Genomic DNA, 18,743 nt, shown 5'->3' with positions numbered 1-18,743 from the left:
CCCGCGACCGGCGGGAAACGGACATGGTCCTCAGCCGTCCCCGACGCCTCTAGGTACCGTAGAAAAGGTGCTGTGACCAGCGACTATTTACGCGTGAGTACCCCAGCGGTACCGTGAAGGCATGCCAGCCCTGAATGTCGAGTTCAGCGACCGCGAACTAGAGGACCTGCGGCAGATCGCCAAGGAGCGCGGTACGTCGATGAAGGCCCTTGTGCGCGAGGCGGCCGCGGCGGACATAGCCCGGCACCGCGCGCTGCAGGAGGGCGCGGAGGCGTTCCGCCGCTTCTTCGCCTCCCACGCCGACGAGTTCGCCGCCGCCTTCCCCGACGACGAACCCGCCCACGCCGGTGAGGGGCGGGTCGCCTGACCGATGGCACCCGTCATCCACATCGACGTGCCCTGGCTGCTCCAGCGACACGAAGAGGTCCTGCCGGACCAGCCCACCATCAATGACTTCTCGGCGCTGGTCGCCGCCGTCGCCCGCCACCGCGTGGACCCGCCGCGCCTCGGCGTGGACTCCGACCCGGCCTGGCGGGCCGCCGCCCTGCTGCACACCCTCGCCCTGCTCAAGCCGCTGCCCTCGGCCAACGCCCGCTTCGCCTGCGCGACAGCGGTGGCGTACATGTTCGTCAGCGACGTCGGCATCGACCCGCCCTACGGCGCCCTCGTCGACCTCGCCCGCGATCTGATCTCCGGCAAGGCCGACATCTACGGCGCGGCCGACCGGCTGCGCTCCTGGCAGATCTGAGAGCCGCCGGCCGAGGTCTGGACGACCCGCCCCCGGGGCCGCCGACCGAGGGCGGGAGGAACAAGGCCGGCGGCCCGTGCGGCGCAGGAGAGCCGCCATCCTGCGCAGGGCCTCCGAGAAGGGCCGCTACCCAGTGCACTACGGGGTGGTGCGCGCCGGGAGCGTGCGCGGTGCTCCGGCGCGTGCGCCTGTTTCACACGGGGCGCTTGGAATGACGAAAGCTCATGCCGGTGAGGTGAGTTGTCGCCGTTTCTGACCGACCTTCAGAGGGTCGGATGTTGCCCAAGTGCCTTGTTGGCCATGAGTGTGTTGTGCAAGGGTGAACTACCCGTGCGGGGGGTGTAATGGCCGGGTGTCGATCGGCCAATCGGAAAACCGGGCCGGACGGACATACCTGAATTCACGCCCTCCTGTGTGCCCATGCGTGTGGGAAGGAATCCGCTCAGTGCCCACCCCCCACCCACCTCGTCCCCCTTATCCGCCACCCGGCAGGGCTCCCGGAGAATCCGACGAGAACCTCGCCGCCCGGCTCAGGGGCCGCCCCGACGGCGAGGTCGCCCAATCCGTCGCGCTGCTGATGGCGCGGCACTGGCAGCCCGCCCGCGACTATGCGGCCATCTGCCTGGCCTCCCCGGCCGACCTCGCCTCCATGGTGACGGCGTCCGCCTTCCACCAGGTTCTGGACCGGCTGACACTGGGCGAGCCCGCGCTCGCCCTGCGCCCCCGGATTCTGCTGGCCGTACGCGATACGGCCCGCCTGTGGTCCGCCGATGACCGGATATCCAGTGTTCTGCCGGAGCTGCAGAAACCCTCCAGCGGCCGCGGTATACGTACGGCGAAGTCCATGACCCCCGAAAACCGCAGGCTCGCCGAGCGGTCATTCCAGGCCCTTCCCGGACTCTCCCGGTGCTTGCTCTGGCACACCGAGGTCGAAGCGGAGTCCATAACCGTTCCCGCCGCTCTGCTCGGCATGGATACCGACACCGCGTCGGTGGCACTCGAACAAGCGCGTGAAAAATTCCGGGAGGGTTGTGTACATGCCCATCGGGAACTCGCGCCGAGCAAGGATTGCCGGTTCTACAACCGTCTCCTCGATGTTCCGATTCGCCGGGGCGGGGCTCTGCTGCCGGATGTCCAGCAGCATCTGGCGCAGTGCCGTTACTGCCGTTTCGCCGCCGAACAACTGAGTCATTTCGAGGGCGGGTTGGGGGTGCTCCTGGCCGATGCGGTGCTGGGCTGGGGCGCCCGGCGCTATCTCGAGTCCCGTCCCGGCCGTGCGCGACAGGAAACCCGCACGAGCGGCTCCGCGCGGCACGGCGGCGGACGCCCGCGCATCCTGCCCCGCATCCCGCTGCCCGGACGCCGGCAGCCGGGCGCGCCGCGGAACTCGCGGGCGCTGCTGACGGGCGTGGGTGTCGTCTCCGCCGGGCTGATCGCCATTCTGTTCGCGGCCGGCCTGTGGTCGCACGACGACGGCGTCGACCCGGCCGCCTCCACCAGCGCGGGCGGCGGCACCGCGCCGGGCGTCGGCTCCCGGTCCTCGCCCGGCTCGGCCCAACTCCCCACGGTCCCGGGGCAGTCGAGACTGCGTAACGCGGGCGCCGACCTCTGCCTCGACATCACGGGCAAGGTGAAGGCAGGCGCCGGGACCGGCCTCGCCGCGTGCTCGGACGCCGGCACCCAGCAGTGGTCGTTCGACAAGGACGGTCTGCTGCGCAGCGCGGCCGACCCCGCCCTGTGCCTGGACTCGCACGTGGACGCCGGCGTGGCCGTCCTCGGCAAGTGCGCCGCCGAGAAGGACAAGCGGGGCGCGGACGTGCGCTACGACCTCACCGTGCAGGGCGAGTTGCTGCCCCGCTGGGACGAGCGGCTCGCCCTCGCCGCTACGGCTGAGGAGCCGGGCGCGGACATCGTCGCCAAGGCCCGCGACGGCTCCCCGGCACAACGCTGGCTGGCCGATCCGACGGCGACGGTGAGCCCGGGGGCGTTGTCGATCACGGGACCGGGGGTGCCTGCGGCTCGGCCGGCGGAGTTGAGCGCCTGATGGCTCGGGGGGCAGGAGATCTGGCGGCTCGGATGCGTCGTGGTTTGTCGCGCCCCTGCGGCGGAGCCGCATGTCGATACAGTCCCGCGCCCCTCAAGGGGCGTGTCGCCTAGCTCACGACGTCCCGCGGCTGTCCTCCCGCCAGGAAGTCGGCGACGTTCTGCACGGCGGCCAGGGCGATGCGGATCAGGGTTTCGCGGGTCACCCCGCCGACGTGCGGTGAGAGCACCACGTTCGGCGACTTGAGCAGGCGCAGGGCCGGGGTGGGCGGTTCGGGGTCGAAGACGTCGATGCCCGCCCCGGCCAGGGCGCCCTTCTCCAGCGCGTCCGCGAGGGCGTCCTGGTCGATCAGGGCGCCCCGCGCCGTGTTGATCACGAACGCCGTCGGCTTGAGGAGCGCGAGCCGCCCGGCGTCGAGCAGATGCCGGGTCTCCTCGGTGAGCGGCGCGTGCAGGGAGACGTAGTCCGCCGTGCGCAGCAGTTCGTCGAGCGGGACATGGCGGGCCCCGCCGAGCCGGGCCTCCGTCTCCTCGGGCAGCCTGCGACGGCCGGCGTAGACGATGTTCATGTCGAACGCGACCGCGCGGCGGGCGACTTCCTGCCCGATGCCGCCGAGTCCGACGATGCCGAGCGTCTTGCCGCACAGTTCGGTGAGGGAGCGCTGCAGTCGGGGCAGTGCCCAGTCCGCCTCGACGAGTGCCGTGTGTGCGGGGATCAGCTGCTTGGCCAGCGCCAGCATGAGGGCGAAGGTCTGCTCGGCCACGTTCTGCGACTCGGCGCCGCTGGAGCCGATGTTGCACACGAGTACGTCCCGGGCGCGGGCGGCGTCCACGTCGACGTAGTCGAAGCCATGGCTCGCGCACTGCACCAGCTTCAAGTCCGGTGCGGCGGCGAGGTGTTCGGCGGTCACGGGGGAGAGCGCCGTGATGATCACGTGCGCGGCGCGGAGGGCGGCCGGGTCCTCGTCGGTCGCCTCGACGACGGTGACGTGCGCCTCGCCGGGAAAGAGCGTGGCGAGTCCGGCGCCGGCGGCGCGGCCCCCGACGTGCGGTGCGACGACGGCGAGAATGTTCTTCGGGGCTGTCATACGGAGTCCTCGATGAGGTCGGCGGAGCCGATCGTGGCGGGCGTGGCGTGTCCGGACAGGGCGAGCGTGAGGTCGAACTCGGCGAGCAGACAGCGGATCACATGCTCGACGCCCGGCTGACCGTCGAGACCGAGCCCGTACACGTACGGCCGCCCCAGGAGCACCGCCCGCGCGCCGAGCGCGAGTGCCTTGAAGACGTCGTCTCCGGTGCGCACTCCGCTGTCGAACAGGACCGTCAGCCGGTCGCCGACCGCCTCGGCCACCCGGGGCAGCGCATCGGCGGCAGCGACGGAGCCGGCCACCTGGCGGCCGCCGTGGTTGGAGACGACCACGCCGTCCATCCCGGCGTCGGCGGCCAGTCGGGCGTCGTCCGGGTGCAGGATGCCCTTGAGGACGATCGGGCCGTCCCAGTTCTCCCGCAGGAACGCCAGGTCCGGCCAGGTCTTGCCGGGGTCCGCGAACATGCTGACGAAGTGCAGCACGGCCGCGTTCGGATCCTCGTGCACCGGCTTGGCGAGACCCGCCTGGAAGGCCGGGTCGGAGAAGTAGTTCGCGGTGCCGACGCCGTGCAGGAAGGGCAGATAGGCCTGGTCGAGGTCGCGGGGCCGCCAGGCCAGCAGCGGTGTGTCGAGGGTGACGAGCAGCGCGGTGAACCCGGACGCCTTGGCCCGGTTGAGGAAACTCCGCGTCACCTCACGGTCCTTGGCCCAGTACAGCTGGAACCAGCGCTCCGCGTCGCCCATCGCCTCCGCGACCTGCTCCATCGGCGTGCTGGACGCCGAGGACAGGGTGTACGGCACACCCTGCGCGGCGGCGGCCCGGGCGGCCGCGCACTCGGCGTCCGGGTGCATGATCGACAGCACGCCGACCGGTGCCAGGGCCAGCGGGGCGGGCAGCGCGCGGCCCAGCACCTCGACGGACAGATCCCGCTCGTGCACGTCCCGCAGCATCCGCGGCACGATCCGGCGCCGCTGGAGGGCCGCCCGGTTCGCGCGCGCCGTGCTGCCGTCGCCCGCGCTGCCGGCGACATAGCCGACGGGCCCGGGGCCGAGCCGCTGCTCGGTCAGCTCCTCCAGCCGGGTCAGATCGGTGGGCAGTCTCGGTACGGCGCCCGACATCCCGCCCAGATAGATCTCGTACTGGAAGTCCGCCCAGTGCTTGGCCATGGATACGTCCCGCCCCTCGTCGCTGAGAACGCGTTGCATCCCGACGATACTGGCGAGTAAGTGCAGGTCCGTCCACCGGGGTGGACCTGGGGTACGAACTGAGTCACGCCCGCAGCGTGGCGGAAGGGCCCGACGAGACCCCCTCCTCGACCCCCGCTCCCGGCCCGGTGACCGGCGGCACCGCGACCTCGACGGTGCGGGCCAGCCGTGCCCCCTCGGGGCCGTATACGGCGCGCGGCTCGGGGAAGATCCGCAGCAGCGACAGATACAGCACGGCGGCCACCACCAGCGACAGCGGCAGGCTGATGTCGATGCCGTTCGCGAGGTCGCCCAGCGGGCCCACGAACTGGCCCGGGATGTTCGTGAACAGCACGCCGATCAGCGCGGGCACCCACCACGCGGTCATGCCCCGCCAGTTCCAGCCGTGCGCGAACCAGTAACGGCCGCCGCGCTGACGGCGGTTGAAGACCTGGAGGGCCTCCGGGTCGTACCAGCCGCGCCGGGTGAAGAAGCCCAGCATCATGACGACCATCCACGGAGTGGTGCACGTGATGATCATCGTGGCGAAGGTGGAGATGGACTGGACGAGGTCGAGCCCGAACCGGCCGATGAAGATGAACGCGATCGACAGCACGCCGACCAGCACCGTCGCCTGCACCCGCGACAGCCGCGGGAACACGGAGGAGAAGTCGAGCCCGGTGCCGTAGAGCGAGGTCGTCCCCGTGGACATGCCGCCGATCAGGGCGAGCAGACACACCGGCAGGAAGTACCAGGCCGGCGAGATGGCGAGCAGCCCACCCACGAAGTCGGGGGCGGCCGGGTCGACATACTTCGGGGCCCTGGCGGCGATGATGCTCGCGGTCGCCAGACCGAAGACGAACGGCAGCAGGGTCGCGAGCTGCGAGAGGAACGCGGCACCGACCACCCGGCGGCGCGGGGTGCTCGCCGGGATGTAGCGCGACCAGTCGCCGAGAAACGCCCCGAACGACACCGGGTTGGACAGCACGATCAGCGCCGCGCCGATGAACGACGGCCAGAACAGGGACTTGGTCGCCGCGTCCGCCGAGGCGGTGAAGACACCCGCGTACGACGGGTCGAAGTCACCGGCGAAGGCGATCGCGCCGAGCAGGAACAGCACGGTCGCCGAGGCCACCGCGACCTTGTTCACGAACAGCATGAACCGGAAGCCGTACACGCACACCGCGAGGACCAGGCCGGCGAACAGCGCGTACGCGACGACGTACGAGAGGTTGCTGCGCTCCAGGCCGAAGAGCCGGTGCGCACCGCCGACCAGGGCGTCCCCGGAGCTCCACACCGAGATCGAGAAGAACGCGATCGCGGTCAGCAGGGACAGGAACGAGCCGACCACGCGGCCGTGCACGCCCAGGTGCGCGGAGGACGAGACGGCGTTGTTGGTGCCGTTGACCGGGCCGAACACCGCCATCGGGCACAGGATCAGCGCGCCCGCGAGGACGCCGAGAAGGGTGGCCGCGAGACCCTGCCAGAAGGAGAGGCCGAAAAGGATCGGGAAGGCGCCCAGGACGCAGGTGGAGAAGGTGTTGGCGCCGCCGAAGGCGAGCCGGAACAGGTCCAGCGGGGTCGCGGTGCGGTCCGCGTCGGGGATGCGCTCGACGCCATGGGCCTCGACCTCGGTGAGGGACGGCGGCGTGCTGGGGGAGTCGGACGACTGCGAGGACAAGGTGGCTCCAGCGGGGGCGGGACGGTGGAGCGCGTTGTGGCGCGGCGGGGCGGACGGCCGGTCGGCGCCGCTGGGGTGTGCGGCGGGCATGGCGGCCGTGCTCTCGACGGTGTGCCGACCGTAGGGCGGGACGCAAGCCCTTTACCAGCGGACGGTTCATCCATCTTTCGCGTGGTGAGTGTACGAAACCTCCATCAGTCGTCGTCGGTCGGTGTGTCCGTCGATTGGTCCGTGGTGGCGTCCTGCGGTTCCGTGTCCGGGCCCTGTGCCCGCACCCGCTGCACGTGTTCGAGGGACTCTCGCAGCTCGGCGAGCCAGTCGTCGGTGTGCCGCTGGACCAGGCGCACACACCAGGCGAGGGCGTCACTGCGGCTGCGGGCGACTCCGCCGGCGATCAGGGTGTCGAGGACCTGGCGCTCCGGCTGGCGCAGCCGGGTCATCACGGGCGCGGCGATGTGGGTGAACAGGGCGCGCTCGCCGCCGCACTCCACGCCCCAGGAGACCTTCCGGCGGAAGCGGTGCTCGGCCTCGCGGGCCACCTCCATGCGTGCCTCCCGGGTGCGCTCCCGGAACTCCTGGATCCTGCCCTGGACGGCGGCCTCCCGTTCGGCCTCCGAGGCGCCCTCGGCGAGCCGGGGCGCGGGGATGCGGCCGATCACGGTGATCTCCTCGCGGTCGACCGTGAGCTCGGCGAGCCCTTCGAAGAGGTCCTCGGGCAGACGGCCCGCGAACCAGCCGCGCAGCTTCTCTCGTTGCTCTGTCGTAATCATGTAATGACCATTACTCGACGTCGTCATGAACGCAAGGGGGCGCCGGGGAGTCCGCCGACAGCTCAACCGGAATGTTTCAGGCCTATTAACGAAGCGTGGGAAATCAGCCACTTGGCTGCTTCGGGCGATCAAGAACCGCTCAGTTTCGGGGTTCAGGAGATCGGATTCCGTGACTTCGCGCCACTGATTCAACACGCAAGGTTACTGAAACGCGTGGGGTCGAGGTGTGTTTCCGCGGCGGACTCGGCAGACTCGCGCTCGCCGGTCCGACACCAACCCGGAACGGGCCGGCCCACCCTCGAATCCTGCGGAAGGATGCACACAATGCGGAACACCGCGCGCTGGGCAGCCACCCTCGCCCTCACGGCCACCGCCGTCTGCGGACCCCTGACCGGGGCCGCGACCGCCACTCCGGCCGCCGCTCCCGCCTCGCTCTACGCCCCCTCGGCCCTGGTGCTCACCATGGGCCACGGCGACAGCGCGGCCGTCGCGACCCCGATGCGCGCCGTCACCCTGAGCTGCGCCCCCACGCCCTCCGGCACCCACCCCGCCCCGGCGCTCGCCTGCGCCGAACTGCGCGGTGCCGCGGGTGACTTCGACGCCCTGACGGCGCGAGGCGACGCGATGTGCACCAAGCAGTACGACCCGGTCGTCGTCACGGTCGACGGCGTCTGGCAGGGCAAGCGGGTCTCCTACGAACGGACCTTCGGCAACGAGTGCGTGAAGAACTCCTACGGGACCAGCGTCTTCGCGTTCTGAGAGACCGGGATCGCGGAGTCCTCGCGCACACCTGAAGAGGCCCGCCAGTGGGGAGTGCGAGTCCCTTGTCGCGGGGTACCCGTCGATCTCGCACCAGGGGTCGGCCGGGCGGAGTGGGGCCGCCCGCCGACTCCTGGCATCAGTTCCGCCCCTCCCCGGGGATCGCGGGGAGGGGCGGAAAACGTCCCAGCAGTCCCGCACCGCTCAGCAGCCGGTGGATGCCGGGTGCGTCGGAGACGATGCGCAGCCGGCCGCCGCGCTCCCGGGCCCGCGACTCGGCCCGGCACAGCACCCGCAGGCCCGAGCAGTCGAAGAACTCGACCTCCCGCAGGTCGACCAGTACATCCGGGACCGGTCGCGCGGTCGCCGCGTCCAGGTGTTCCCGGAGGTACTCCGCGGTCGCCAGATCGATCTCACCCGCGACCATGACCACGGTGAACCGGCTGCCCGCCCGGGTGCGGGCATGGGGGTTCGGCGCGGGCGGTTCGGAAGTGCGGTCGTCGGCATGCGGTGTCATGTCCGCTCCACCTGGGCAAAAGGCGCATTCGGTCTCGGTAGTTACCCCGACCGGCGGGGGAGCATCCCCGACACGCCGAGCGCAAGATCAGCCTCACTCGATCTGGTGAATTGCGGTGGGTGTGCTTGACATTTTGCGCACGCAACGACTGAAGGGTCTTGGTTCAGGGGGTCGGGGCCGCGATGCGCAGGGGCACCGGATCGGGGGACGGGGACGCCTCGTCGAGACTGTTGATCTTCGCCCACCAGGACGTGCCGTCCTCTATCTGCCGCAGCAGGACGCCTTCACGGATCGCCCAGGGGCAGATCGTGACCACTCTGAGTCCGGTCAGCTTCATCGAGGTGTGCGCGATCACCGCGCCGGCCAGGCTCTGCCCGGCGCGCGGTGCGGAGATGCCGGGGAGCTGGGCGCGTTCGGCGGCCGGCAGCGCGGCCAGCCGGCCGACGGCGAGACGTAGGTCCGAGCGCTTCAACTGCCGTTCCACGAACGGGCCGTGGCGCCCGGGCGGCGCCCCGCACAGCCGCCCCAGCTGCTGGAAGGTGCGCGAGGTGGCCACCGCCGTGCGCGGGCCCTCCCACCGGATGCGCGCGGCGACGTCCCGCAGCTGGTGCCGGACCTTCCGGCGCAGCGCCCTCAGCTGCTCCTGCGGCGGCGGATCCTGCCCCTGGAGGAACTCATGGGTCAGCCGTCCCGCGCCCAGCGGCAGCGAGGCCACGAAGTCGGGCAAACGGCCGCGCCCGAAGGCCACTTCGAGCGAACCGCCGCCGATGTCCAGCAACGCCAGGGGCCCCGACCGCCAGCCCATCCAGCGCCGCGCCCCGAGGAAGGTCAGCTCGGCCTCGACCTCGCCGGGCAGCGTGCACAACCCGACCCCGGTCCGGGACCGGACGGTGCGCAGCACCTCCCGGCGGTTGGGGGCGGCACGCACCACGGCGGTTGCGAAGGCAAGCGGTGCGGTGGCGCCCCACCGGGCCGCGGTCCGGCTCGCGTCGGCGACCGCTCCGGCGATCCGGTCGATGTCCTCCTCGGGAATGCCGCTCCCGGGCCTCACGTGTTCGGACAGCCTCAGGCGCCACTTGGCGGTGTGGACCGGCAGCGGCACCCCGCCCTCGGCGTCCGCCACGACCAGTCTGACCGTGTTCGATCCCACATCCACCACGCTGATTCGCATGAGCCGGTGGGTACCCAATTACGGTCGGCTCAACGCCCGTCACTCACCGCGCCAGGGTGTCGTCCGAGGCAACCAGCCCGGCACCGCGCGCCGGTAGCGGGTGTATTCGGCGCCGAACCGGCGGGTCAGCGCGGGCTGCTCGTACCACGTCGCGAACGCCCACATCGCCCCTCCCGCGCAAGCCCCGTAACCGAACAGCACCGGCCGGGCGAACAGCAGGCCCTGACCGCCGATCGCCCCGACCACCGCGACGTACATCGGATTGCGCACGTACCGGTACAGGCCGCCCACCACCAGGTGCCCGGGCGGCGCGACCGGTGCCGGCGTGCCCAACCCCTCGACCACGAAGCGGACGTAGGCCGACAGCAGGACGAGCGCCCCCGCGGCCAGCGGGAGCAGTCCGAGCACGCGCACAGGCGGCCACCAGGCACCCGCCCGCCAGCCGGTCAGCCACCACGGCAGCAGGACGACCACGGTGCCGGGCGCGAGGAAGAGGAAGAGCGTGGACCCGAGTGCCGCCGCCGTTTTGCGCATACGGCCACCATGGCAGCGAGGAGGGGCCACCGTCTCCCTGCGGACGGCGGCCCCTCGGACCCGTGCGGCTCGAGCCGGTGCGGCCCGGAGCGGATCGATCACATGTGGACGACCGGTGCGGCGTTCGCGTCCTGCTCCGGCACCCCGCGGCGGAAGAGCACGAAGGCGATCACGGCGCCGGCGGCGAACAGGCCCGCCGACCACCAGAACGCGGTGGTGTAGCTCTCGATCGTCGCCTGGGCCTGCACCAGCTTGCTGGTCGCGTCCTTGCCCGCCAGGTAGTCGGTCGCGGCGCTCGCGGCAAGGGTGTTCAGCAGGGCCGTACCGATCGAACCGCCCACCTGCTGCATGGCGTTGACCGTGGCCGAGGCGACACCCGCGTCCTCGGCGGCCACCCCGCCGGTGGCCAGCTGCATGGCCGCCGGCATCACCAGGCCGAGGCCCGCGCCGGTCACGATCAGCTGCGGCAGCACCGCGCTGACGTAGCTGGAGCCGACGCCGATCCCGGTCAGCCAGGCCATGCCGACCGCGGCGATCGCGAAGCCCAGCGGGACGACGACCTTCGGCCCGATCCGCGGCACCAGGACCGTGGTGCCCAGCTGCGCCGCCACCATCAGCGCACCGACCATCGGCAGGAACGCCACACCGGTCTTCGTCGGGCTGAAGCCCAGGTTCAGCTGCAGGTAGTACGTGAGGAAGAGGAAGACGCCGAACATGCCGCCGCCGGAGATCAGCACCGCGAGGAACGACGCGGCCCGGTTGCGGTCCAGCAGGATGCGCAGCGGCAGCAGCGGGTGTGCGGCCTTGGTCTGCCACCAGGCGAAGGCCGCCAGCAGCACACCGCCCGCGATCAGGAAGCCCCAGGTCAGCCCCGAACCCCAGTCGTGCGTCTCGGCGTTGGAGAAGCCGTAGACCAGGGAGAACAGGCCGGCGGCGACCAGCAGCGTGCCCGGCACGTCCAGCTTGGAGTTCTCCGCGTCCCGGTGGTTGGTCAGCAGCAGCCAGCCGCCGACGAAGGCGACGACGGCGATCGCGACGTTCACATACAGCGTCCAGCGCCAGTCGAACGCGTCGGTCAGGACACCGCCGAGCAGCAGGCCCACCGCGCCACCGGCACCGGCGATGGCGCCGTAGACGCTGAACGCCCTGGCGCGCTCCCGGGCGTCCGTGAAGGTCGTGTTGAGGAGGGAGAGCGCGGCCGGCGCGAGCAGTGCGCCGAAGGCTCCCTGGAGGGCGCGCGCGGTGACCAGCATGCCGAAGCCGTTCGCGGCACCGCCGAGCGCGGAGACGGCGGCGAAGCCGACGACACCTATGAGGAAGGCGGTCTTGCGGCCGAAGAGATCGGCGATACGGCCGCCGAGCAGCAGCAGGGAGGCGAACGACAGGGCGTACGCGGTGACGATCCACTGCCGGTTGCCGTCGGAGAAGCCGAGGTCGGCCTGGGCCGAGGGCAGGGCGATGTTCACGATGGTGGCGTCCAGCACCACCATCAGCTGCGCGACCGCGACGACCGCGAGGATCCACCATCGCTTCGACGAAGCGGCGGGCTCGGCCTCGACTGCCTTTCTTGGGGCGTTGTCCGTGAGGGTCTTCTGAGACATGGGGAACCACTCCAGGGAAGTCGTTCGGAGGTCTAGAACGAAACTGTTTCGTACACCGGGAGCCTAGACCACTCCTAGCGAAACGGCAACGTTTCGCTAGGAGTGGTCTCCGTCTCACGAGGAACCCCGCCCAGAAGGACTGATCCACCATGGCCGCTGAACTCACCGGCACCTATCTGACCCTGGACGACGGCCGCCCGGCCGTCCGCTTCAGCCGTACCTACGACCATCCCGTCGAGCGCGTCTGGCAGTTCGTGACCGACGCCGGGGAACTCGCCGACTGGTTCCCCTCGCGCGCCGAGATCGACCCGCGACCCGGCGGCACGATCAATTTCAGCGGCGATCCGAACATGCCCGAGTCCACGGGCCGGGTGCTCGCCCTCGACGAGCCGCGCCGCCTGTGGTTCGAGTGGGGCGGCGACGAACTGCGCTTCGACCTGGAGGCGCTGGACGACAAACGCACCCGCTTCACCCTCACCAACGTTCTGCGGTCCGCCGACACGGCCGCCCGCAACGGCGCCGGCTGGGAGGTGTGCCTGGCCGCCCTCGACGCGAAGGCACGAGGGGAGCGGTTCGAGGGGCCGCACTCCGGGGCGGGCGCCCCGTGGAAGGACTTCTACGAGGGGTACATCGAGGCCGGCGTGCCCTCCGGGGCGCCTGTGCCCGGCCTCGACTGACCCCTCACGCCATCTGCCGCCGCACCAGCTCGTGCAGCCGCCCGCCCGTGTCCGCGAGCAGCTGGGCGGGCGGTCCCTGCTGGGCGACCTTGCCGTCCTCCATCACGATCACACGGTCCGCGTCCAGGACCGTCGACAGTCGGTGCGCGATGACGACGCGGGTGGCGTTGAGCGCCTTGGTCGACTCGATCACCGTGCGCTGCGTCTCGTTGTCGAGGGCGCTGGTGGCCTCGTCGAAGAAGAGGATCCGCGGCCGGCGGATCAACGCCTGCGCGATCATCAGGCGCTGGCGTTGGCCGCCGGAGACGGCGCCGCTGCCCTGGACGATCGTGTGCAGTCCCATCGGCATCCGCTTGATGTCCTCGGCGAGCCCCGCCATCTCGGCCGCCGCCATCGCCTCCTCCGGCGTGTAGGGCTCGGTGCCGCAGATGACGTCCAGGATGGAACCGGTGAACGGCTGCGCGTGCTGCAGCACCACACCGCACTGCCGGCGCACCGCCGACTGGTCGAGCGCACCCAGGTCCTGGCCGTCGTACAGGACACTGCCGGAGACCGGCTTGTCGAAGCCGATCAGCAGCCTGAGCAGGGTCGACTTGCCGCAGCCGCTGGGGCCGACGATCGCCACGAACTCGCCGGGGCGTATCTCGAACGACACGTCGTCCAGGACCAGCGGACCGTCGTCCGAGTAACGGAAGGACAGCCGCCGGGCCTCGATCGCGCCGGACAGCGGGCCCGGCCGGGTGCTCGCCGTGCGCACCTCGGGCGTCGCCTCCAGCACCGGCTTGATCTCCTCGAACAGCGGCAGCGCGGCCACGGTCGAGACGAACGCGCTGGTCAGCTGGGTGACGGAGGTCAGCACCATCGTCACCGAGGTGTTGAAGGTCAAGAACGCGGCCGCCGACATCACCCCGCGTGCCGGGCCTGCCAGCAGCATGAACATCAGCAGGGTGCACAGCGGCAGATAGACCGCGCCCATCACGGTGGTGAGGTTCTTGATGCGGCCGACCTTCTGCTGCAGTTCACGGCTGTGCGCGAACTCCGAGGCCCAGGCCGCGTAGGCGTAGTTCTCGGCTGCCGCCACCCGCAGCTTCGGCAGACCGCGCAGGGTCTGGAAGGCCTGGTTGTTCAGCTTGTTGCTGAGCACCACCAGCTTGCGCTGCCAGCGCACCTGCCACAGGCCGAGGCCGAGGAACACGGCCGCGATGACGACGAGCATGCCGATCGCCGCCAGCGCCATCGATGGGCTGTACCAGAACAGCAGCCCCAGGTTCATCGCGCCGACGGTCACCGACTGGGCGATGACGGGCCCGAGCCCGGCCATCATGCGGCGGATGGAGCTGATGCCCATGGCCGCGCTGGCCAGCTCGCCGGTCGAGCGCTCGGTGAAGAACTTCGTCGGGAGCCTGAGCAGCCGGTCCCACACGGCCGGCTGGAGCGTGGCCTCGATGCGGCCCTCGAGGCGCAGGATGGTGAGGTTCTCCAGCAGCATGAAGGCCGCCGCGACGATGCTGGTGAGCATCACGGCCAGACAGACCTGCGCGATCAGTCCCGTCTGCGCCTTCGGGACGAACTCGCCCAGCACCTTGCCGGTCGCGACGGGCACCAGCGCGCCGATCGCCACCGTCACCAGACCGCTCAGCAGCAGGTTGGTCAGGTCGCCGCCGGTGCCGCGCATGCTGAACCGCAGCAGCCGCAGGGGGCTCAGCGTCCGTTCGGGCAGCGGGCGGTAGAACATCACCGCGCGGGGCTCGAACTCCTCCGCGTTGTCCTTCTCGATCGGCGTCTCACGCCCGGTAGACGGATGTACGGCCACGTAGCCGCCGCGCCGCCACAGCAGCGCGACCGGCGCCCCCGACAGGGCCCGGTGGCCCACCAGCGGGCCGATGTTGTCCCGCCACCAGCGGCCGTCCAGGCGCACGGCCCGGGTGCGCACGCGGGAGGCGATCGCGACCAGCTCCACCGGATCCAGGCGCTCGCTCTCGGTGCCGCTCTGCGCGGGTTCGGCAAGCGTGATCCCGGCCGCCTCCGCCACCAGCTTGCAGGCCGCGTACGAGGCGTCCGCGTCGGCGGCCGTGGTGCGCTTGCCGGACGACTTGCCGATGGAGGCCAGCAGGGTGCGGTCGGCCTGGGCGCGGACCGCCTCGCCCGCCTTGATGCCGGCCGCCGTACGCGTCTCGTGGGTGCGCTCCAGCTGCTCGATCCAGCGGTCCAGCGTGGTGAGCAGGCGGTACTGCTGGTCGACCATGCTCTGCCAGACCGCGGGGTCCATCAGCAGGTCGGCGGCGGCCTCGGCGCCGTAGAGCGAGCCGTACTGGACGCTGCCGGGCGGCACCTGCATCCAGAACACGTCGTCGTCGTTCACCTCGGCGGCCGAGCCCTCGGTCGCCATCGGGGCCTGGAAGAGGACGGACAGGCTGCGGCCGACGCCGAGGGCGAGGGCGTACTCGAGGGGGCTGGTCGTCGGCGGGACGTACTGGGCGTTGCCGTACTCGTCGTAGGACCAGGTCTGGGTGTCGGCCGTCTGGTACAGCTCGCGCAGGCCGATGCGGTGCACCACGCAGTCGCGCAAGGGGCGGGCGACCAGGGTGTGCTGGGGGCCGGGGACCGGGCCCAGGATCAGCGAGCCCGCCTCCAGCCGGCCGAGGTGGTGCCAGTGGCCCTGCTGCACGGCGTCCACCGCGAACAGGTCGAGGCTGCCGGCCGCGACCAGCCACAGCACCTGCGGACCCTCCAGGTCGAGCCGGGTCAGGCCCGAGCAGTCCACGTAGCTGCCCATGGAGCCGAGGGCGCCGAGAACCAGGTCGCCTTGGTGGTGTGCGGTCGTCATCTCATCGCTCCCTGACCAGCGCCGCGTACGCGCCGCCGCGCGTCACCAGGTCCTCGTGCCGACCGCGTTCCACGATCGTGCCGTGCTGCAGTACGACGATCTCGTCGCTGTCGCGCACCGTGCTGAGCCGGTGCGCGATCACCACGCAGGCGCAGCCGCGCCTGCGCAGGTTGTCCATCACGACCTGCTCGGTCTCCGCGTCCAGGGCGCTGGTGACCTCGTCGAGGACCAGGATGCTGGGGCGGCGCACCAGCGCCCGGGCGATCTCCAGGCGCTGACGCTGGCCGCCGGAGAAGTTGCGGCCGTCCTGCTCGACCTTGCTGTGGATGCCGCCGGGCCGTCGCGTCACGACGTCGTAGAGCGCCGCGTCGCGCAGCGCGTCGACGACCGCGTCGTCCGGGATCGACGGGTCCCACAGCGCCACGTTGTCGCGGACCGTGCCCTCGAAGAGGAAGACCTCCTGGTCGACGAAGGAGACCGAGGCGGCGAGCGCGCCGCGCGGGATGTCGTCCAGGCGCTGACCGTCGATGCGGATCACGCCCTCCCAGGGGGTGTACAGGCCCGAGATCAGCCGGGAGACCGTCGATTTGCCGCTTCCCGAGCCGCCGACCAGCGCCACCTGCTGACCGGGGCCGACGGTCAGGTCGAAGCCGGTGAGCAGGGGCTTGTCGAGCGGGTTGTAGCCGAAGCTGATGTTCTGCAGCTCTACGTGGCCGTGCAGGCGGCGCGTGGAGTCGCCGGCGCCGGGGCGGCCGTAGAGCGGGTCGGCCTGGAAGTTCTCGACGTCCTTCAGGCGGGCCACGTCGGCGGCGAAGTCCTGGATGCGGCCCGCGACGCCGTTCAGGCGGGTGATCGGCGCGGTGAAGCGGGTGACCAGGGCCTGGAAGGCGACCAGCAGACCGACCGAGATACCGCCCTCGACCGCCCGCATGCCGCCGATCCACAGGATCAGCGCGCTGTTCAGGGAGGCCAGCGTCGGCGCGACCACCCCGAGCCAGGCGCTCGGCACACCGAGGCGCTGCTGCTCCTCCAGGGTGGTGGCGTGCTGACCGGCCCACTTGCGGAAGTAGCCGTCCTCACCGCCGGTCGCCTTCATCGTCTCGATCAGTTGCAGCCCGGTGTAGGCGGTGTTGGTGAGCCGGGCGCTGTCGGCCCGCAGCTTCGCCGTCCGGGTGGCCCGCAGCCGGATCACGACCCGCATGGCGACGATGTTCAGCAGGGCCACACCGATGCCGAGGAACGTCAGCTGCGGGTCGTACGTGTAGAGCAGGACGGCGTAGAGCACCACGACCACCGCGTCCACGCCCGCCGCCGCGAGGTCGCGGGCCAGGGTCTCGGCCACCTGGTCGTTGGACTGCAGCCGCTGCACCAGGTCGGCCGGGCTGCGCTGCGCGAAGAAGGTCACCGGCAGCCGCAGCAGATGCCTGAGGAAGCGGGCGCTGGAGAGGGTGGAGGAGATGATACGGCCGCGCAGCAGATTCGCCTGCTGCAGCCACGTCAGCACCACCGTGAGCAGCACGGACGCGCCCATCGACGCGAACAGCACACCCAGCAGCGAGGTCTTGCCGCCGATCAGGAACTCGTCGATGTACGTCCGGCTGAGCGCGGGCACCGCCGCGCCGACCGCGACCAGCAGCAGGCTCGCCAGCACCGCGGCGGGCATGGTGCCCGCGGTGCCGCGCAGCCGGGCGGGCATCGCGCCCAGGATGCCGGGCTTGCGGCCGCCCTTGCTGAAGCCCTCGCCGGGCTCCATCACCAGCACGACGCCGGTGAAGCTGCCGTCGAAGTCCTCCATCGGCACGAAACGGCGGCCCTTGCCGGGGTCGTTGATGTAGACGCCGCGACGGCCGAAGCGGCGCCCCATGCCGTCGTAGACGACGTAGTGGTTGAACTCCCAGAACAGGACGGCCGGCGTTTTCACCTCGGCGAGGGCGGCCGTGTCCATCTGCATGCCCTTGGCCGTCAGGCCGTAGCTGCGGGCCGCCTTGAGCAGGTTGCTGGCGCGCGAGCCGTCACGGGAGACACCGCAGGCGATGCGCAGTTCTTCGAGCGGGACGTGCTTGCCGTAGTGGCCGAGCACCATCGCGAGGGAGGCGGCGCCGCACTCCACGGCCTCCATCTGGAGGACGGTCGGCGTACGGACGGTCTTCGCCTTCCCCTTGGGGACCGGGCGCTTGGGCGGAGCGGCACGGCGCCTGCTCCGCGTTTCCTGTGCGGTGCTCACGGCAGCAGCCAATCGACGGGACGCTGATCGGCCAGCCGGATCGAGGCCGAGGCCAGGGTCATGGAGGTGAGGGCGAAGGGCGGGCCGTCCGCGGACGACCACTTGTAGCCGCTCTTGGTGCTCGACGACTTGTCGAGCCTCACCAGTACGGCGACCGGGCGGCCCTTCTTGGTGAACTGCTCGCCCAGCTGGCTGTCCCCGAGGAACGCGGAGATCTGCTGGGCGGACTGCGCCGAGCGGTCCACCGACTTCACATGACCGCGCAGCACGCCGTACGTCTGGGTCGGCACCGACGAGACCGTCAGGTCCACGGCGGCGTCCACGGGGATGGAGGCCGCGTTCTCGGCGGGCACGTACACCGTGGCGTACAGCGGATCGGCGGCGTGCGCGACCTTCTCCACGGCGGCGACGTTCGCGCCGGTCTGGATGATCTGCCCGATGGTCGCGGCGAGCCCGGTGATCCGGCCCGCGGCGACGGTGCGCACGACGCTGTCGCCCTGGGCCGTACGCACCTTCAGGACCGGGGAGCCGGCCGGCAGCCGCTCGCCCTGCTTGGCGAGCACCGCCGTGACCTGGCCCGCGACCGGGCTCTGCAGGATGTAGCTGCCCTCACCATGCGTGAGGATGGCGGGCGCGCCGACCGTGGACGTGACCGTGCCGGTCACCGCCCACACGGAGGCGGCCGCCATCGCGACCACCGTCACCGACAGGACGAGCCAGCCCTGAGGGCGGGCGAAACGCACCGGAAGATCGAGCTCCTCCGGCGACTGGAGCTTGGCGAGGGCCTGCTGGCGGAACTGCACGGAATTTCCCTCACCTGAAAACGAGAGAGGACCGGCTCGCGGGAGCCGGCTGGTTCAAGAGCCCGTGTGAGGCTTTTACGGCAACCGAAGGCCCCGGAGCCGCAATACGACTCCGG

The 18,743-nt window shown here is 71.2% G+C and carries 16 protein-coding genes; 5 read left to right on the top strand and 11 right to left on the bottom strand.

Annotated elements, in window-relative coordinates:
• Window positions 1-121 precede the first annotated feature (121 nt).
• The 3 genes from ABT254_RS30665 to ABT254_RS30655 all read left to right on the top strand — a co-directional run bounded on the left by ABT254_RS30665 (window position 122) and on the right by ABT254_RS30655 (window position 2,792).
• The gene (locus ABT254_RS30665; RefSeq protein ID WP_030937710.1) at window positions 122-367 is read left to right on the top strand and encodes a hypothetical protein; all 246 of its coding nucleotides are present in this window, start codon (window positions 122-124) and stop codon (window positions 365-367) included.
• Window positions 368-370: 3 nt separating this feature from the next.
• The gene (locus ABT254_RS30660; RefSeq protein ID WP_351476992.1) at window positions 371-748 is read left to right on the top strand and encodes a toxin Doc; all 378 of its coding nucleotides are present in this window, start codon (window positions 371-373) and stop codon (window positions 746-748) included.
• 445 nt (window positions 749-1,193) lie between these two features.
• Entirely contained in the window at window positions 1,194-2,792 is a 1,599-nt protein-coding gene (locus ABT254_RS30655; protein WP_351476989.1) for an RICIN domain-containing protein, read from the top strand.
• Window positions 2,793-2,901: 109 nt separating this feature from the next.
• Here the strand turns inward: ABT254_RS30655 and ABT254_RS30650 are convergent, their stop codons facing one another.
• The 4 genes from ABT254_RS30650 to abmR all read right to left on the bottom strand — a co-directional run bounded on the left by ABT254_RS30650 (window position 2,902) and on the right by abmR (window position 7,514).
• Window positions 2,902-3,879, bottom strand: a complete 978-nt coding sequence (locus ABT254_RS30650) for a 2-hydroxyacid dehydrogenase (protein ID WP_351476986.1) — start codon at window positions 3,877-3,879, stop codon at window positions 2,902-2,904.
• Window positions 3,876-5,045, bottom strand: a complete 1,170-nt coding sequence (locus ABT254_RS30645) for a lactate 2-monooxygenase (RefSeq protein ID WP_351477289.1) — start codon at window positions 5,043-5,045, stop codon at window positions 3,876-3,878. Before ABT254_RS30645 ends, ABT254_RS30650 begins: the two co-directional genes overlap by 4 nt.
• Window positions 5,046-5,148: 103 nt before the next feature.
• Entirely contained in the window at window positions 5,149-6,744 is a 1,596-nt protein-coding gene (locus ABT254_RS30640; RefSeq protein WP_351477286.1) for a purine-cytosine permease family protein, read from the bottom strand.
• Between the two features lie 194 nt (window positions 6,745-6,938).
• Entirely contained in the window at window positions 6,939-7,514 is a 576-nt protein-coding gene (gene abmR / locus ABT254_RS30635) for an ATP-binding transcription factor AbmR (protein ID WP_351476983.1), read from the bottom strand.
• A 324-nt stretch (window positions 7,515-7,838) separates the two neighbouring features.
• Between abmR and ABT254_RS30630 the strand changes: the two genes are divergently transcribed.
• Window positions 7,839-8,273, top strand: a complete 435-nt coding sequence (locus ABT254_RS30630; RefSeq protein ID WP_351476980.1) for a protease inhibitor — start codon at window positions 7,839-7,841, stop codon at window positions 8,271-8,273.
• Between the two features lie 139 nt (window positions 8,274-8,412).
• Here the strand turns inward: ABT254_RS30630 and ABT254_RS30625 are convergent, their stop codons facing one another.
• The 4 genes from ABT254_RS30625 to ABT254_RS30610 form a co-directional block, all read right to left on the bottom strand.
• A complete protein-coding gene (locus ABT254_RS30625; protein ID WP_351476977.1) occupies window positions 8,413-8,790 on the bottom strand; it encodes an STAS domain-containing protein in 378 nt (125 codons plus the stop codon).
• A 163-nt stretch (window positions 8,791-8,953) separates the two neighbouring features.
• Entirely contained in the window at window positions 8,954-9,961 is a 1,008-nt protein-coding gene (locus ABT254_RS30620) for a Ppx/GppA family phosphatase (RefSeq protein WP_351476974.1), read from the bottom strand.
• A gap of 39 nt (window positions 9,962-10,000) precedes the next feature.
• On the bottom strand, window positions 10,001-10,495 hold the full coding sequence (locus ABT254_RS30615; RefSeq protein WP_351476971.1) for a methyltransferase family protein: 495 nt from the start codon (window positions 10,493-10,495) through the stop codon (window positions 10,001-10,003).
• A 98-nt stretch (window positions 10,496-10,593) separates the two neighbouring features.
• Complete coding sequence (locus ABT254_RS30610) at window positions 10,594-12,096, bottom strand: MFS transporter (protein WP_351476968.1); 1,503 nt, start codon at window positions 12,094-12,096, stop codon at window positions 10,594-10,596.
• Between the two features lie 149 nt (window positions 12,097-12,245).
• Between ABT254_RS30610 and ABT254_RS30605 the strand changes: the two genes are divergently transcribed.
• On the top strand, window positions 12,246-12,773 hold the full coding sequence (locus tag ABT254_RS30605) for an SRPBCC family protein (protein WP_351476965.1): 528 nt from the start codon (window positions 12,246-12,248) through the stop codon (window positions 12,771-12,773).
• A gap of 4 nt (window positions 12,774-12,777) precedes the next feature.
• Here the strand turns inward: ABT254_RS30605 and ABT254_RS30600 are convergent, their stop codons facing one another.
• Genes ABT254_RS30600 through ABT254_RS30590 form a run of 3 tightly spaced genes read right to left on the bottom strand, consistent with a single transcriptional unit; the run spans window position 12,778 to window position 18,627 of the window.
• Window positions 12,778-15,600 (bottom strand): NHLP bacteriocin export ABC transporter permease/ATPase subunit, encoded by a 2,823-nt coding sequence (locus ABT254_RS30600; protein ID WP_351476962.1) that lies wholly within the window; start codon window positions 15,598-15,600, stop codon window positions 12,778-12,780.
• A gap of 1 nt (window position 15,601) precedes the next feature.
• The gene (locus tag ABT254_RS30595; protein ID WP_351476959.1) at window positions 15,602-17,824 is read right to left on the bottom strand and encodes an NHLP family bacteriocin export ABC transporter peptidase/permease/ATPase subunit; all 2,223 of its coding nucleotides are present in this window, start codon (window positions 17,822-17,824) and stop codon (window positions 15,602-15,604) included.
• The gene (locus ABT254_RS30590; protein WP_351476956.1) at window positions 17,821-18,627 is read right to left on the bottom strand and encodes an HlyD family efflux transporter periplasmic adaptor subunit; all 807 of its coding nucleotides are present in this window, start codon (window positions 18,625-18,627) and stop codon (window positions 17,821-17,823) included. Before ABT254_RS30590 ends, ABT254_RS30595 begins: the two co-directional genes overlap by 4 nt.
• Window positions 18,628-18,743 lie beyond the last annotated feature (116 nt).

It is taken from the genome of Streptomyces sp. NPDC001137 (assembly GCF_040298885.1).
Lineage (GTDB): Bacteria > Actinomycetota > Actinomycetes > Streptomycetales > Streptomycetaceae > Streptomyces.
The sequence above is the reverse complement of the archived record's forward strand: the minus strand, read 5'-3'. Positions and strand labels throughout refer to the sequence as shown.

Coding starts and splice junctions, on each gene's coding strand:
- ABT254_RS30665 (WP_030937710.1), top strand. CDS start 122: ATGCCAGCCCTGAATGTCGAGTTCAGCGACCGCGAACTAGAGGACCTG.
- ABT254_RS30660 (WP_351476992.1), top strand. CDS start 371: ATGGCACCCGTCATCCACATCGACGTGCCCTGGCTGCTCCAGCGACAC.
- ABT254_RS30650 (WP_351476986.1), bottom strand. CDS start 3,879: ATGACAGCCCCGAAGAACATTCTCGCCGTCGTCGCACCGCACGTCGGG.
- ABT254_RS30645 (WP_351477289.1), bottom strand. CDS start 5,045: ATGGCCAAGCACTGGGCGGACTTCCAGTACGAGATCTATCTGGGCGGG.
- abmR (WP_351476983.1), bottom strand. CDS start 7,514: ATGATTACGACAGAGCAACGAGAGAAGCTGCGCGGCTGGTTCGCGGGC.
- ABT254_RS30630 (WP_351476980.1), top strand. CDS start 7,839: ATGCGGAACACCGCGCGCTGGGCAGCCACCCTCGCCCTCACGGCCACC.
- ABT254_RS30625 (WP_351476977.1), bottom strand. CDS start 8,790: ATGACACCGCATGCCGACGACCGCACTTCCGAACCGCCCGCGCCGAAC.
- ABT254_RS30620 (WP_351476974.1), bottom strand. CDS start 9,961: ATGCGAATCAGCGTGGTGGATGTGGGATCGAACACGGTCAGACTGGTC.
- ABT254_RS30615 (WP_351476971.1), bottom strand. CDS start 10,495: ATGCGCAAAACGGCGGCGGCACTCGGGTCCACGCTCTTCCTCTTCCTC.
- ABT254_RS30610 (WP_351476968.1), bottom strand. CDS start 12,096: ATGTCTCAGAAGACCCTCACGGACAACGCCCCAAGAAAGGCAGTCGAG.
- ABT254_RS30605 (WP_351476965.1), top strand. CDS start 12,246: ATGGCCGCTGAACTCACCGGCACCTATCTGACCCTGGACGACGGCCGC.
- ABT254_RS30600 (WP_351476962.1), bottom strand. CDS start 15,600: ATGACGACCGCACACCACCAAGGCGACCTGGTTCTCGGCGCCCTCGGC.